This is a genomic window from Hungatella effluvii (assembly GCF_003201875.1).
Taxonomy (GTDB): domain Bacteria; phylum Bacillota; class Clostridia; order Lachnospirales; family Lachnospiraceae; genus Hungatella; species Hungatella effluvii.
In genome coordinates this window covers 584,195-599,021 of record NZ_QJKD01000001.1, presented here as the reverse complement: position 1 = coordinate 599,021, position 14,827 = coordinate 584,195, and the positions used below count along the sequence as shown (strand labels likewise).

Sequence of the window (14,827 nt, the reverse complement as noted above, 5' to 3'; positions counted from 1 at the left end):
AAAAGAAGATGAAAAACAGTCATTTGATTCAGAGAGCCGCGGCGCTGGCGCTGGCCGCGGTCATGGCGGCCATGACCGCCGGATGCGGCGCAAAGGAACAGAAGGATGGCGCCGCAGACGGTGCAAAGGAAAGTACAAAACAAACAGGGACTGCGGACCCGGGAGCCGCGGATGTTGCAAAGGGGCGTTACGTGGAGCAATCGGTTGCATATCCGTTTGAAGATGGAACGGAACGTGTTCTGGATATTATCCAGGACCAGAACGGGGAACTGGTGATGTTTACCTTAGTTGGACAGGAAGTAGAAGGAAAAAAGAAAGCTTATCGTTACGACGGTTCATCCTGGAGAGAAGATACAGCTTCTCCAGTAACGTCACTTATGGACAGCTTTTATTTAGCTTATTCCGCCTATGGACCGGATGGAACTCTGTATGTGATATATTCGGATAAGGATTACAAGGCACACCTTGTAAAATTTGCAGACGGGCAGACCATGCAGGAGATTTCAGCGGGAATTGAGGATGCCATGGTACTGCTGAACGGACTGTATGTCAGCGATGACAGCACTGTATTCATTCCATCCAATGATCAGGTAATTGTCGTAGGGGCAGACGGCACTGTGAAAAAAAAGCTTCCTCAGAGGTCTTCCTTCAGCAATTTCTGTGACAGCCACACGCTGACAGCCAATAGCTTTTTGACCACAGGCGACAGGGGATTTCTACGGTACGATTTAAAATCGCTGGCGGAGAAGGAAGTGATTCCGTTCCAAACCGACGAGTCAGATGTATACGGTAGTCTGGCCCGCGGAGACGGAGATGATTTCTACCTTGCCAATGCCAAAGGAATTCATCACATGGCGGATCAGGGAACGATGTGGGAGACTATCGTGGATGGCTCCCTGAATTCCATGAGCATGCCCAGCGCATACGTAAAACGTCTTCTCGTCGGAAACGACAATGATTTTTACTTATGGTACACGGAGAGTGAAGAACAGAAACTGGCCCGCTATACGTATGATCCGGAAATGCCGGCCATACCGTCCAAAACCCTTACGGTATACGGCCTCAACCTTTCTGAAAACCAGACAGTGAAACAGGCGGCCTCACTTTTCCAGATGGAACATCCCGATGTCAGGGTTGAGTTGATCGACGGAGCCAGCGAGTCGGGAAGCACCTTAAAATCCGATACGATCCGTTCATTAAATGCAGAACTGTTAAACGGCAACGGCGCCGACGTGCTGGTGCTGGATGGGCTTCCCATCGAATCCTATATTGAGAAAGGGGTTTTGGAAGATTTAAGCGATATTATCACTCCCATGGTAAAAGCGGGAGAGCTATACCCCAACATAGCGGAGAGTTTCACCGGTTCCGGTGGCAGTGTTTATCAGTACCCGGTCCGTGTCAGTATTCCGATTATCTACGGAAGCGGGACGGCAGTAAACCAGATGACCTCGATCGGCACTCTCCGGGCGTGGCAGGAAGCGAATCCCGATAAGGCTCTCTTCCCAAAGACCATCTATGAAAATATTTTGAGGCAGATGATCTATCTCTACTATCCGGAGCTGGCAGGAAAAGACGTCGGGCAGCTGGATACGGAGAAAGTCAGAATTCTTCTGGAAACCGCGAAGCTGGCGGGAGATGCCGGCGGAAGCAGGGGGATATTCGATGAATCGGAAGACGGCGGCCGCGGCCAGGTATACAATACCGTGGAAACGAGAGGCTTTACCGGGCTAAGTGATTACGGCCTGCTGACAAAAAGCACAGAGGTTTCTCTGGTGGAACTGTCGGGTATGATGGATGTTATGACACCTTCGGCAATCATTGATAAGTATGGCTACCAGATGGAACAGTTTAATGATATCTATTATCCGAAGGGACTCCTGGGGGTCACCAGCTTTGGTAAGGAAAAGGAGACCGCGCGAGAGTTTGTCGAGTTTGCCCTGTCACCGAAGGTTCAGAATGGGGATTTAAACGATGGCTTTACCGTAAATGTCACGGCTTCCGGTGCCTGGGAAGAACGGGCTTCCATGGTGAGCATCAGTTTCAGCTTTGACGGCGGTGAAACGCTGAGCGCGGAGTATCCGGACGACAAGAAGAAGGAAGAGATTATGGGAATGCTGGATAAGCTCCGTACCCCCATTTCTGTTGACGATATACTGCTGGAGATGATAGTCAGTGAAACAAAGGGATATTTTGAAGGGAAACAGACCGCGGCCGAGGCGGCCGGGCAGTTTGAAAACAAGGCGAAGCTGTATTATGCGGAATAAAACACAGTCGGGCCGTCTGGCACGGAAGGCGTATCTGTTCCTTCTGCCGAGTCTGGCGGGGACAGCCGTGTTTGTCCTGCTCCCGTATGTGGATGTTGTCCGCAGGTCATTTTTCGAGGCGGCAGGTGGGCGTTTCGTCGCCATGCAGAACTATGTGACAGTGGTCGGCAACAGCGCGTTTCGATTGGCATCTTTTAACACAATCCGCTTTCTGGTGATCTGCGTACCGCTTCTGGTGCTGGTGTCACTGTTTTGCTCCATGCTGATCGCGGGATTAAAGGAGGGGGGGACCGTCTTTAAGACGAGTCTCCTCGTTCCGCTTGCCATTCCCGTGGCTTCGATCGTCCTGCTGTGGAAGCTGTTTTTCCATCCACAGGGGATGGTCAACCAGATCACCGCGCTCTTCGGCATGGCGGGGATAGACTGGATCAATGGAGACACGGCCTTTGGCGTGCTGGTCTTTACCTACGTGTGGAAGAATCTGGGATACGATGTGGTTCTGTGGGTTGCGGGTCTGGCGGCTATATCGGATGAACTTTACGAGGCGGCCAGAGTGGACGGAGCGGGCATCCTGGCACGGTTTTTATACGTGACGCTGCCGGGCCTTTCCAAGACGGCATTTCTGGTGGTATCCCTTTCCGTGTTCAATTCCTTTAAGGTATTTCGGGAAGCGTACTTAATCGCAGGGGAGTATCCCCACGAGAGCATCTATATGCTGCAGCACCTGTTTAACCACTGGTTCGTGACTCTGGATATCCAGAAGATGAGTGCGGCCTCCGTCCTTCTTTTGCTGGTGGTTGCTCTGCCGGTTATCACGAAAGGGCTGGCTTCGAGGAGAGGTGAAACATGAAATGGTTGAGAGAACGGATGCCGGAGAAAAAGATTCTCCCGCACGTCAGAAGGCTTATCCTGTCGGTAATCTGCCTGTTTATCTGGCTTCCCCTGCTCATGATGGCGGGAAATTCCTTCCTGTCCAAGGGGGAAATGCTGTCCCGGTTCGGTCCGGTGTTAAACGGCGGAACCGGAGCTGTGAAAGTCACCCTGTTTCCGGACTTTCCCACCTTAAGTCCCTTTGTGGAGCTGCTTCTGGATTCCCCGGGATTTTTCGTGATGTTCTGGAACTCCTGCCTTCAGACCGGGGCTGTACTGTTCGGCCAGATGCTGGTGGCCGTTCCGGCGGCGTGGGCGTTTGCCATGTATTCATTTCCGGGGAAAAAGTTGTTGTTCATGGGATATATCATACTGATGATACTCCCGTTTCAGGTTCTGATGACCCCGGATTACTTTGTACTGAACCAGTTGCATATTTTAGATACCCATCTGGCGGTTATCCTTCCGGGGATATTTTCCACATTTCCGGTATTTATCATGACACAGTTTTTTTCCTCGATCCCACCGTCTCTGTTGGAAGCGGCGCGTCTGGATGGGGCGGGAGAAGGGGCGGTGTTCTTTCGGATCGGTATACCGATGGGGTTCCCGGGAATCATGTCGGCAGGAATCCTGGGCTTTTTAGAGAGCTGGAATGCCATCGAGGCGCCGATGGCATTTTTGAAGAACCGGACGCTCTGGCCGCTGTCCCTCTATCTTCCGGATATTACGGCGGATAAGGTCAGTGTGGCGTGGGTGGCCTCCGTGGCGGCTATGGCGCCCCCGCTCTTTCTGTTTTTGGCCGGGCAGAGTTTTTTGGAGCAGGGAATTATGGTATCAGGGATAAAGGAGTAGACAGATGGAGAGGAAAAAAATACGAAAATGGTGCAGAGATGGTTTCCTTATGTTTCTTGGAGCCATGGCGGTCTTTACCGTTCTTTCCAGAAGCCTGGATTCCCTGACGGTGCCGCAGGTCGGCACCTCTTACGGCAAGATGGGAAATGTAAATTATGAAATCAAAGGGGACGGGAAATTTCTCGCCTCCGGAATCACATACTTAAATCCCGAGGAAGGGTTAAAGGTCCAGTCCGTCGGAAAAACGGCCGGGCAGAAGGTGGAGGTGGGAGAGGTGCTTTTCGCCTATCAGCTGGAGGGCATTCAGAAGAAAAAGGAGGAACTGGCTCTTTCCATCGAAAAGATGAAGCTGGAGTTTTCTCAGTCCGAGGTCCGCTCGAAACAGATACCGGGCATATCCGAGGAGACGCTGGCCATTCAGTCGCTGGATGCGGCAAAACGGGCCCTGGATTTCGGATATCAGGACCTGGAGGAACTGAGGCGGGAGAGCGAAGAAAAGCTTGCAAAGCTCAAGCGCGACTACAATCAGAGCATGACCCAGTCCGAGGAAGAGATGGAGGAGGAGACGAGACGGCAGTACCGGACCGCCGAGCGGGCCTACGACGCGGCTGTGGCGAAGAAGGAGAGCGCGGTCAAGAAGGCGGAGCGCGAGGTGACCGACTGCGAAGAGAAGCTGGACCGCCTGGAAGAAGAGGGGGCTTCAGACGAGGAAATCGAGAAAGCCAGAAAAGCTTTGGACCGTGCAAATGAGGACCTGGAAGAGGTACGGGAAGAGCAGTCGCTTAACGTGGAGGAGGCCAAAGCGGCCTTAAACAGCGCCGAGGAAGATTACGGCGATGTCAGCGCCGGAAGGAGAACCGCGGCGGAAGCGCTGAAGAGCAGCTATGAGTCCTCGGTGGAAGCGGTGGAGACGCAGATCAAAGCCGGAGAGAAGAGCGTGAGGAGTTTGGAAGAAGCGCTCAGCCAGGCTGAACTCGCGGTATCCAACGCGCGGGCCAGGGATGCGGTGACGGCCGCTGAAAATCAAAAGGAGCAGACCGCCTCCGGCCTGGACCGCCAGGTGAAGCAGCTGGATATTACAAAGGCGGAGGAACAGTTAAAGGCCCTGGAAGCACTGGAGGCAGCATCCGGTGAAGTGACGGCTCCGGTATCCGGTGTGGTGACAGAGCTGGCCGTCGTCCCGGGAAAGACCGTGACGGGTGATGAGCTTGTGGCCATAGGTGACGGAAGGCTGAAATTCGAGGGAACGGTAGACAAAAAGCTGGGAGAACTGATTACGGCGGGAACGAAGATCAACCTGCAGTACGGAGAGTCCAGGCGAACGTATGAGGCGGTGGTGGACAGCGTGGACTTCTTATCGGAGGAAGAACAGGCGCATTTTACCGCTTCGGTCCAGGAGGACACGGGGGTTCTGGGAGCAACGGCCGCATTTTCGCTTAATCTGACATCCCAGCAGTACAATCAGGTCATTCCCATCGCAGGGCTCAGGCAGGAATCGGATGGTTACTACATCCTGGTGGTAAAACCGCAGAAGACGATACTAGGCGAAGAGCTGACAGCGGAAAAGATTCCCGTGGAATTACTGGAAAAGAGCAGCACCCAGGCAGCCGTGCAGGGTGCATTCAGCAATACGGACCAGCTGATCGTATCCAGCAGCAGGATCATCGAGGCAGGCGACCGTGTCAGAATATCCGGAGAGTGAGAGAACAATGAACAGTTTTAAGACATGGAACAGAACGGGCAGAGCCGCCAGACTAAAAGGCGTGTTTCTGGTGGCGCTTCTGTCGGCGGTTCTGTGGGGCGTTTCCCTGTGGCAGGGAGAGAAGATAGAGCCATACGCCGGTGATATCCAGATCCGTTACCACGGACAGGGGGTGTCCCGGCAGGCTTTAGAGCAAATAAAAGAAGCCGGGTTAAAGCCTGAAGCCGAGAACTTCCCGGAGACCGTGGCATGGAACGTGGAGTACTATGTGGAGGCCAAAAATCCAGTGCTGAATTTTAAGCAGGATGTCACCTGCATCATGGTCCGGGGAGAGATGGATCAGATTGTGAAGGACCGGCTGGTGGCCGGCACGTATGGCTTTGGAGATGATGAGGATGGATGTGTCGTCAGCAGTAAAACGGCATGGGAACTGTTCGGCTCCACCGATGTGACCGGCAGCTGGATCTCCGTTAAGGGGAAAAGGTTTGTCATTCGGGGAGTGACGGCCGCCTCCTATCCCATGGTGATGCTTCCGGCAGAACGGCTGGAGACAGAGTTTTTTCCCAACGTTTCCTTTTCTTATTCCGGTCAGGAGGGGCTTGAGGGACAGGCGGAAGAGATGATCATGCGCTTCGGACTGCCGGGACATGAAATCAGAATTAATGGGAGCATTTACTATGCCATGATAAGGTTTTGCCGCACGCTGCCCGGCTGGGCCCTGCTTATCTGTTTCTGGATTTTGATGCGGCGTGCGCGGCGTTTTCGAAAGTCTGATTTGCGGCTGCGGAAAGTTTTTTCCTTTGCGGTGATGGCTGGAGGCGTGGCAGCTCTGCTCTGGTATGGCTTCCGTTTTCCGGGAGAGTTTATTCCATCCCGGTGGTCGGATTTTTCCTTCTATACGGAAAAATTCACACAGGTAAAAGAGAATCTCTTTGACATAGCCATGCTGCCAAAGACCCGGTGGGATGTGGAGATGATACGCGCGTTTACTGCCTCCGTGTTCTGTTCGGCAAGTGCGGCTGCGCTGATCATCATAACGGGAAGTCTTCTGCTTTCCATGCCTGGCCATACCGGGCAGGAGTAGAAGGCTCCTTTTTTCGTCAAATATAAGTATTTCAAACAATTTATGCATAAGCTATTGACTGTGAACCCTGTTTATACCTTATAGTAAACAGCAAAAAAGGGAGAAAAGACGACATGACAATTAAGGAAGTGGAAGAAAAAACAGGGATTGTACGTTCCAGTGTCCGTTTCTACGAAAAAGAAAAACTGATCCATCCTGTCAGAAATAACAGGAATGGATACCGGGAGTATACGGAAGAGGATGTAAAGAACATTAAAAAAATAGCATACTTACGGACCTTGGGAATCTCACTGGAAAATATTCACCGCATAATCGATCACGAGGTATCCCTGCAGGTGGTCCTTGAAAGACAAGCGGATGCGCTGGAGAGCCAAATCGCAGATCTGGAGAAATACCATTATATATGTAAAAAGATGCTTACCGAAAAGGAAATGACGTATGATGATTTAGAGGTGGAAGCATACGTGACAGAGCTGGAAGATTACTGGAAAAGTAACAGTAAGGTCTTTCGGCTGGATTCGGTCGGTTTCCTGTATCTGTGGGGTGGATTGCTGGCATGGGGCGGAATCACAGCGGTGTGCTTCCTGCTTGCGCTGCTTGCATATCCGCATTTGCCATCCCAGGTTCCGATTCAGTGGAATAACGGCGAAATAAGCCGTCAGATTGGAAAAGCATTTATTTTTGTGTATCCCGCCGCCTGTATCATCATAAGATTTTTTTTACGTCAGTTTATATGGAGATGGCTGACACTCCGTCTGTTCTGCTTCAGTGATACCATCTGCGATTACGTGACCAACTGCCTGTGTTTTGTCATATTATCAGTAGAAGCATTTACAATCTTTTACGTGAATGGAATGATGCAAAATGTGACCACGATTCTGACTGCGGACGCGGTGGTGCTTGTGGGAGTCCTTCTGATCGGGTGGTATAAACTGACCGTGGGACATGCGCGGGATTGAAAGACCGGCCATAAATCAAATATAACTGTATGTTTTTGCATGCCTTTTCAAGAAGAAAAGGCAGAGCAGGAACCCTCCTGCTTCTGCTGCCGGAACGGCAAGCCAGACTCCGTCAAGCCCCATAATAAGAGGAAGGAGCAGTAAGCATAAGACGATCAGGCACAGCGTGCGCACAAAAGAAATTACAGCCGATACCCTGCCGTTAGATAAAGCGGTGAACAGAGCCGACGAAAAGATGTTGACTCCGGAAAATAAGTAGCCGAAAGAGAACACCATAAATCCGTGGCGGGCCAGATCGTATACGGCTGTGCCGGGGTGTGCGAAAATCGTTACGATAATCCCGCCAGCCAACTGCGCTGTGGCAAATACGAGGAACGAAGTGACACCGGTAAAGATCAGGGAGGTCTTAAACACCTGCTTTAGCTGCTTCGTATTGCGGCTGCCGTAATTGTAGCTGATGACAGGTGAGACGCCCTGTGAAAAACCCATGTACAGTGCATTTAACAGGAACTGTGAGTACTGGATAATGGTGATGGCCGCGACGCCGTCTTCTCCTGCGTAGTGCATCATCAGGAGGTTGAACAGGAACGTGATAATGCCGGAGGATAAATTGGTCACCATTTCCGAGGAACCGTTAATCAGCGTTTCCTTTAATTCTGCCGCGGAAAGACGGGGCTTTACGAGCCACAGTGCCTTGCGGGAAACGGCAAAGTAGATCAGACCGAATACAGCGGGGATCATGTAGCCGGTAACGGTTGCAATGGCCGCGCCAGCCACGCCCAGCTTTAGCGGGACGATGAGAATATAATCCAGAACCGCGTTGCTTAAGCCGGCCAGAATCGTGAGAAAAAGTCCCAGTCCGGGCCGCCCTTCCGTGATAAAATACATCTGAAACAGAATCTGAAGCATCAGCGCCGGAGCGAAGGCCATCTGCCATCTCATATAAGTAATACAGTCGCTCATGAGCAGGTCGCTGGCTCCCAGGAGCCGTACGAGCGGTACAGCAAAGAGATTGCCGAGAACCGCCGTTACGGCTCCGACGATGAGATTCAAATATATAATAGAAGTAAAGGCAGCCCGTGCTTCCTCTGGTTTTCCTTCGCCCATCTTCTTTGCAACAATGGCGCAGCTGCCGGTTGAAAACATGACCGCAATGCCGAGCACGATGTTAATGGCGGGATAAACGATATTGATGGATGAAAGCGCATTAGTCCCGACGAAACGCGATACAAAGACTCCGTCAATAATTGTATAGAGGGAGGTAAAAATCATCATGATGGTCGTCGGCAGTGCAAACATCATGAGGGAACCAAATGTAAATTTTTTTGCCAGTGAATAATTCATACTATTTCTCCTGATTTTCTTGTAAATTTCAGCCGCATGGACTATCATAGGGTATAGGGTAGGCCGATAGTCAAGTGGAGATTTATCTTTTACTCCTCTGACCGGAGGACACAGAAATGAATGAAAACTTTGAGTATAGAAAGGGATCACAATATGGAAAAACAGTCGGAGTTATATTTTACGACAGGCGAGTTTGCGAAGATTTTAGGGGTTAAGAAGCATACGCTGTTTCACTATGATGAGATTGGTCTGTTTTCGCCGGCGGTGAAGGATGAGGAGAATAATTACCGGTATTATTTTGTCTGGCAGATGGATACATTTGAGGTGATACGGGCATTGCAGAAGCTGGGGATGCCTCTCAGTGAGATCAGGGAGTATATGGAGAACCGGTCGCCGGAGCATTTTCTGGCGCTGGTGGATCAGAAGGATGCGGAGATCGACCAGGAGATTGAGCGTTTGAAAAATATGAAGCGTTTTATGGAGTGGGAGAGAACGACGATTAAGGAGGCGCTGGAGGCCGAGGTGGATAAGCCGAAGCTGGCGGAGAGAGGCCAGGAGTACTTATTTTCTTCCGAGGTGAATATCACGGGGGAACGGAAGCTGGCAGAGGAGATTGCACACCATGTCAGGGTCTGCGAGCAGTACCATATCAGCATGAACGCCGTGGGCGCGGTCTGTCTGGGCAAAGACTTAGAGGCAGGGAAATACGACCGCTACCGGAGTGTCTATACGCGGCTGGATAAGCGCATTTCGGCGCTGAAACCGTATGTGAAGCCGGCGGGAACCTACGTGGAACTGTATTACCGGGGGTACGACGGAGACATGGGGAAGGCGTATCCGGTTATTCGGGATTTCGCTGAACAACGGGGGATCCGTTTGGATGAGATGTGGTATGAGGACCTTCTCCTCGATGAACTGACGGTCAGGGACACAGAGGATTACGTTGTGAAGGTAGCGGTGCGTGTGAAATAACGCTTCCGGCCAATGAAGCGGGAAGCGTTTTCCGATCGCCTGGGTATACCGTTTACCACATATTGGCGAGGTGTTTTTCAATAAAGGAATCCAGCTGTTCCGGATCCAGGCCCAGGGCGGGAACAAGGAGGTTTTGGAGCTGTATCTTTGCCTGCTGTTCTGTGGCGGCTTCGTCGTCGCTGGGGCGCCTCCCGGTTTTCGGGTCGTTCCGGCAGATATAGATGGTTTTAATGACCTTGATCCATTCAACCGGATCGTCGGATTTCTGCGCGGCCCGGAGGGCGCTTAAGCGGTTTCTTTCGTTGGAGATCACAAAGGCCGGTATGTACGGCATTCTTTCGATCAGTTCTAAAGCGTCGTCTTTCGTCATGGTTATGTCCTCGTTTAGTCAGATTGAGTATAGGGTCCGGATCTATTTTACCATAGATAAATGCCGGATTTCAAAGGGCGTTTTGTACAAAGAAACAGGTCTGCTGATTGGTGAAATCTGTTTACAGCGTGCTGGAAGTCCCTTCGTTTGGTGAAATCCGCATTTGCCTTTTAAAGACGGTATGTTATAATGCAGATAGTGAAAAAGCTGTGGCAGGGAAGCCGTAAGGCTGATTTTAACGGGGGATAAAGGGATATGTACCGATTGATTATTATCGATGACGAGGAAAAAATTGTAGAAGGGATGGGGATGCTTTTTCCGTGGAAGACCATAGGATTTTCCGTGGAAGGTCTCTTTACCAGCGCAGTAGAAGCGCTGGAATTTATGGAAAACAATCAGGTGGATGTGGTGCTCAGCGATATTGAGATGCCGGATATGGATGGCATTGAGCTCAGCCGCAGATTGTTAGAGAAGGAAGAGGTGAAGGTGGTTTTATTCAGCAGCCATCAGGATTATGACTATTTCCGGGCGGCGATTCAGAACCGGGTGGAGGACTTTTTGCTGAAGCCGGTGGATTATGCCATGCTTCTGGAATGTCTGGGACGGGTGAAGGAGCAGCTGGATGCCAGAAGCCAGAAGAAGGTGGAGCTTCCCAAAGGGTATTACGACAAGATCGTGTCCGGCGTCAGGGAGTATCTGATGAAGCATTATCAGGATGCCTCCCTGGAGGGGGCGGCTGAGAAGGTGAATTTAAGCCCCGCTTACTTATCTAAGATCTTCAAAGAGAAGAATGGAACCAGCTTTTCGGATACGCTTCTTTCCATTCGAATGGAAAAGGCGAAGGAGATGCTGGAGGACATTCGTTATAAGAGCTATGACATTGCCTATTATATCGGGTACGACAATCCGAAGAACTTTTCCAGGGCGTTTAAGTCGTACTATGGAATGACTCCGATGGAATACCGAAAATCAAAGACGGAGGAAGGGCAGTGAAGAAAAAGTTCTTTTTCAAGCGTGTAGCGATTTATCTGGGCATGATGCTCCTGCCGATGACGCTCCTGTTTACGGCGTTCTGCGTACTGAATTTACGGACGATAGACCGGGACTTAAAGAGACAGGGGAGGCAGACGGTGGATGCGGTGGATGTGAATTTTGATCTGGTCCTGAGCAATGTCCTATACCAAAACGATCTGCTGACCAGCACGACCCGGATGAACCTGTCACTAAAGAGAATCCTGTCCCAGAGCGAAATGGCTTACGGCGATGCGGTCAACATCGACAGCCTCCTGGCCATCCTGCGGAGCATCAAGGATTCCCATGAGTATGTGGAGTCTATCTATCTCTACACCGACGGCGCGGCCCGGTATTTTTCTTCGGACAAGGGGATTCACACCATAGATGATAGTGCGGATTCCTCCTGGCTCGATGTTTACCGGGAGATTGCAAAGGACAGCAGCAGTTATATTGCGCCGCGGGAGATATCCCTGGGAGCGGATCAGGTAATTCCCGTTTTAAGTATTTACAAACGCCTTCTTTTACAGAAGGGCTGTATTGTTGTAAATATCGATGTGGCGAAGCTGGAGGAGATTCTGGCAAAGCAGATTTCCGGTCATGAGGAGACGATCTATCTGGTAAACAGGGACGGCGATGTGCTGGCGGAACAGTCAGTGGGAAGCGGTGGGAACGGAGACCGGAAGTACTTTGCCCGGTTGAAGGAACAGTATGGAGAAGGGTGGCAGGAGTATCTGAAGGGAATGGACGGCACCTGGGTCAGGACTCAGAACGGCACCTGTCTCTTAAGCGTGGGAAGTTACGATGCGATGGAAGTATATTATGTGTCAGCGATCTCCTCAAAGGCCAGAACTGAGAGCATTTTTGCCATGCTGCAGTCATTCCTTGCGTTTCTGGTCCTGGATCTCTGTGTGGTGGTGTTCCTGGCGTATTTGACGACGAAGCGGTCCTTTGATCAGATATCCTATATGATTTCTGTGTTCAACGAGGCGGAGAAGGGGCTGCCGGTGGCAAAGCCGGAAAACAGCAACCGGGACGAATACGATGTAATCATGAATAACATCATCTATCTGTTCCTGAATACCAATCATTTAAACGCCCAGTTAAAAGAAAATGAATATAAGAGAGAACACGCGGAAATGATGGCACTCCAGCTTCAGATCAATCCCCATTTTCTGTTCAATACGCTTCAGACCGTGGATATGGAGGTACGGAAGCAGGGGGCCAGTCCGGAGGAGGTCAGCACGATTATCCGCTGCGTCTCAGATATCCTGAAATATGCGCTGAGCGACCCCGGGGAGCCGGTTACGGTGGAGGAGGAGATCCAGTATTTGAAAAAATATGCGGCCATTCAGAAATTCCGGTTCGGCGACCAGTTTATCATCTACTATGAGGTCGATGACGAGGTGATGGACGCCGCGGTGTTCCGGCTGTTCTTACAGCCGCTGGTGGAGAACAGCCTGCTCCATGGAATACGCGGATCGAAGCAGAAGGGATACGTCAAGGTATCCATTCAGAAAAGGGGAGAACGCTTGCGCTGCTGTGTGATGGATACCGGAACGGGGATGACCAGAGAAGAGAAGGCCGGTCTGGAGAGCCGCTTTTCGAGTGATGAAACGGGAGGAATCGGACTGGCTAATCTGTACCGGAGACTCGTGCTCCGGTATGGAGAGGAAAGCGCCCTGCGTGTCTGGTCAAAAAAAGGGATGGGAACCGCGGTCAGCTTCTATATTCCCTGTGAAAAGATGAAAGTATAAGAGATGGTATCATTCCTTTGGATTATCAAAAGGAATGATACCATTTTTCGCAGATATCGCAATTTAAGAAGAATTTTAGAAAGCCGGACGCCTTTTATTTCTCCTGGTTTCATTATAAAATAAGAGTATCAAAAGGTGAGACGGTCCGGACGTCCAAACAAGAAAATGGAGGAAGGTTTCATGAAAAAATATTTAGCATTACCAGCGGTGTTCTGTCTGGCAGCCAGTTTATTGACAGCCTGTGGGGGCGGAAAAATTGAGACTGCTGCTGTGGATACGGCAGCAGAACAGGGTCAGGCCGCGGCAGAGGATAAAGAGACCACGAAAACAGAAACCACAAAAAAAGAGGAGGGCGGTACGGAGCAGATTACACTGCGTTTTTCCTGGTGGGGAGGTGAGGAACGCCTTGCGGCCACGCTCGATGTGATTAAGCAGTTTGAAGAACTGAATCCCAATATTACAATTGAGCCGGAATACGGAAGTTCGGACGGCTATGCAGACAAACTGGCGACTCAGCTTGCCAGCGGTACGGCGCCCGATATCATCCAGATCGATCCGGGGCTCATGCCGGCGCTGGTTTCCGACGAGACCAATTACTTTTTGGATTTAAATACCTCCAGCTTTGATTTTTCCAATTTCGACGAAAACTACTATAAGCTGAGAATCAACGGCTTCTATGATGGAAAGCAGCTCGGAATCCCGACCGGAATTTCCGGCGGTGCGGTTCTGGTAAACCAGGGGCTTGCAGATCAGATCGGAATCGATTTTCACACCCAGTATACCTGGGACGATATCTTTGCCTGGGCGAAAAAGGTGAGAGAGTACGACGATTCCATGTACTTAATCTGCTCCAACAAGGATTATGTGGCAAATATTCTGGCCAACAACTATGCGAAACAGTTAAGCGGAAAGACGTTTATCAACGAGGACACGAAGGAGATTAACTTAACACCCGAGCAGTGGCAGGAGGTCTATACTTTTGTGAAACGCCTGTACGATGAGGAAGTGATCGCTCCGGCTTCCTATTCGGCCGCATACTCCGGAGACAATATGCAGTCCGATCCCAACTGGATTGCCGGAAAATACGTCTGCAGCTTTACCTACATGTCAACCATGGAAACCCTGGCAGCTGCCAATGCGGATGCAGAATACACAGCCGGTCTCTTTCCTCTGTATCAGGGGTCCGATGTGGATGCATGGAATGCAAACTGCCCGCAGATTATAGCAATTAACGCCAAATCCAAAAATCCGGAAGCGGCAGTGGAATTTTTAGATTATTTCTTTAACAATGAGAAGGCCATGGAGACCCTGGGCTGCACCAGAAGTGTTCCTCCGACTGCAAAGGCCAGAGAAATCTGTACCGCGGACGGTTCTTTAAGCAAGCTGCTGTCAGAGGCCGCGGATGTGGCCGGCAGCTACAGCGGAATGGTTGACGACAAGTATTTTTCAGCCGCGGAAGCCAAGCAGATCGTGACCGATGAGGTGGAAGCGGTTGGTTTCGGAGTGGCAACTCCGGAAAGCGCGTCTGAGGAGACCATCAGCCTGCTGAACAATTATATTTCCGGCATTCAGTAAACGGCGGCAGAACCGGCAAAATACCATCAAAACCATACATACGATTTAACAGGAAGGGAGCTCAAAA

The 14,827-nt window shown here is 50.9% G+C and carries 12 protein-coding genes; 10 read left to right on the top strand and 2 right to left on the bottom strand.

Translation table 11 applies throughout. From position 1 onward, the window contains the following. The first annotated feature begins 8 nt into the window (after positions 1–8). The 6 genes from DFR60_RS02475 to DFR60_RS02450 all read left to right on the top strand — a co-directional run bounded on the left by DFR60_RS02475 (position 9) and on the right by DFR60_RS02450 (position 7,731). Positions 9–2,264, top strand: a complete 2,256-nt coding sequence (locus DFR60_RS02475; RefSeq protein WP_110321465.1) for an extracellular solute-binding protein — start codon at positions 9–11, stop codon at positions 2,262–2,264. Then, positions 2,254–3,114: a carbohydrate ABC transporter permease gene (locus DFR60_RS02470; RefSeq protein ID WP_110321464.1), complete on the top strand. Its 861-nt coding sequence runs from the start codon at positions 2,254–2,256 to the stop codon at positions 3,112–3,114. The genes DFR60_RS02475 and DFR60_RS02470 overlap by 11 nt, the downstream gene beginning before the upstream one ends. Next, entirely contained in the window at positions 3,111–3,986 is an 876-nt protein-coding gene (locus DFR60_RS02465; RefSeq protein ID WP_110321463.1) for a carbohydrate ABC transporter permease, read from the top strand. Before DFR60_RS02470 ends, DFR60_RS02465 begins: the two co-directional genes overlap by 4 nt. 4 nt (positions 3,987–3,990) lie before the next feature. After that, positions 3,991–5,688 (top strand): efflux RND transporter periplasmic adaptor subunit, encoded by a 1,698-nt coding sequence (locus DFR60_RS02460; protein ID WP_110321462.1) that lies wholly within the window; start codon positions 3,991–3,993, stop codon positions 5,686–5,688. Positions 5,689–5,695: 7 nt separating this feature from the next. Beyond that, a complete protein-coding gene (locus tag DFR60_RS02455; protein WP_110321461.1) occupies positions 5,696–6,772 on the top strand; it encodes an ABC transporter permease in 1,077 nt (358 codons plus the stop codon). Between the two features lie 113 nt (positions 6,773–6,885). Then, the gene (locus DFR60_RS02450) at positions 6,886–7,731 is read left to right on the top strand and encodes a MerR family transcriptional regulator (protein ID WP_110321460.1); all 846 of its coding nucleotides are present in this window, start codon (positions 6,886–6,888) and stop codon (positions 7,729–7,731) included. A 15-nt stretch (positions 7,732–7,746) separates the two neighbouring features. On the opposite strand, the gene DFR60_RS02445 is transcribed toward DFR60_RS02450, so the two are convergent. Further along, positions 7,747–9,075: an MATE family efflux transporter gene (locus DFR60_RS02445; protein WP_110321459.1), complete on the bottom strand. Its 1,329-nt coding sequence runs from the start codon at positions 9,073–9,075 to the stop codon at positions 7,747–7,749. 153 nt (positions 9,076–9,228) lie between these two features. On the opposite strand from DFR60_RS02445, the gene DFR60_RS02440 reads away from it, so the two are divergent. Then, a complete protein-coding gene (locus tag DFR60_RS02440) occupies positions 9,229–10,047 on the top strand; it encodes a MerR family transcriptional regulator (RefSeq protein WP_110321458.1) in 819 nt (272 codons plus the stop codon). Positions 10,048–10,099: 52 nt separating this feature from the next. Here the strand turns inward: DFR60_RS02440 and DFR60_RS02435 are convergent, their stop codons facing one another. Beyond that, entirely contained in the window at positions 10,100–10,417 is a 318-nt protein-coding gene (locus DFR60_RS02435) for a hypothetical protein (protein WP_110321457.1), read from the bottom strand. 255 nt (positions 10,418–10,672) lie between these two features. Between DFR60_RS02435 and DFR60_RS02430 the strand changes: the two genes are divergently transcribed. The 3 genes from DFR60_RS02430 to DFR60_RS02420 all read left to right on the top strand — a co-directional run bounded on the left by DFR60_RS02430 (position 10,673) and on the right by DFR60_RS02420 (position 14,760). Continuing rightward, positions 10,673–11,410 (top strand): response regulator transcription factor, encoded by a 738-nt coding sequence (locus DFR60_RS02430; protein WP_110321456.1) that lies wholly within the window; start codon positions 10,673–10,675, stop codon positions 11,408–11,410. Continuing rightward, entirely contained in the window at positions 11,407–13,185 is a 1,779-nt protein-coding gene (locus DFR60_RS02425) for a cache domain-containing sensor histidine kinase (RefSeq protein ID WP_110321455.1), read from the top strand. Before DFR60_RS02430 ends, DFR60_RS02425 begins: the two co-directional genes overlap by 4 nt. A gap of 180 nt (positions 13,186–13,365) precedes the next feature. Then, positions 13,366–14,760, top strand: coding sequence for an ABC transporter substrate-binding protein (locus DFR60_RS02420; RefSeq protein WP_167437485.1), 1,395 nt, complete (start codon positions 13,366–13,368; stop codon positions 14,758–14,760). The last annotated feature ends 67 nt before the right edge of the window (positions 14,761–14,827 follow it).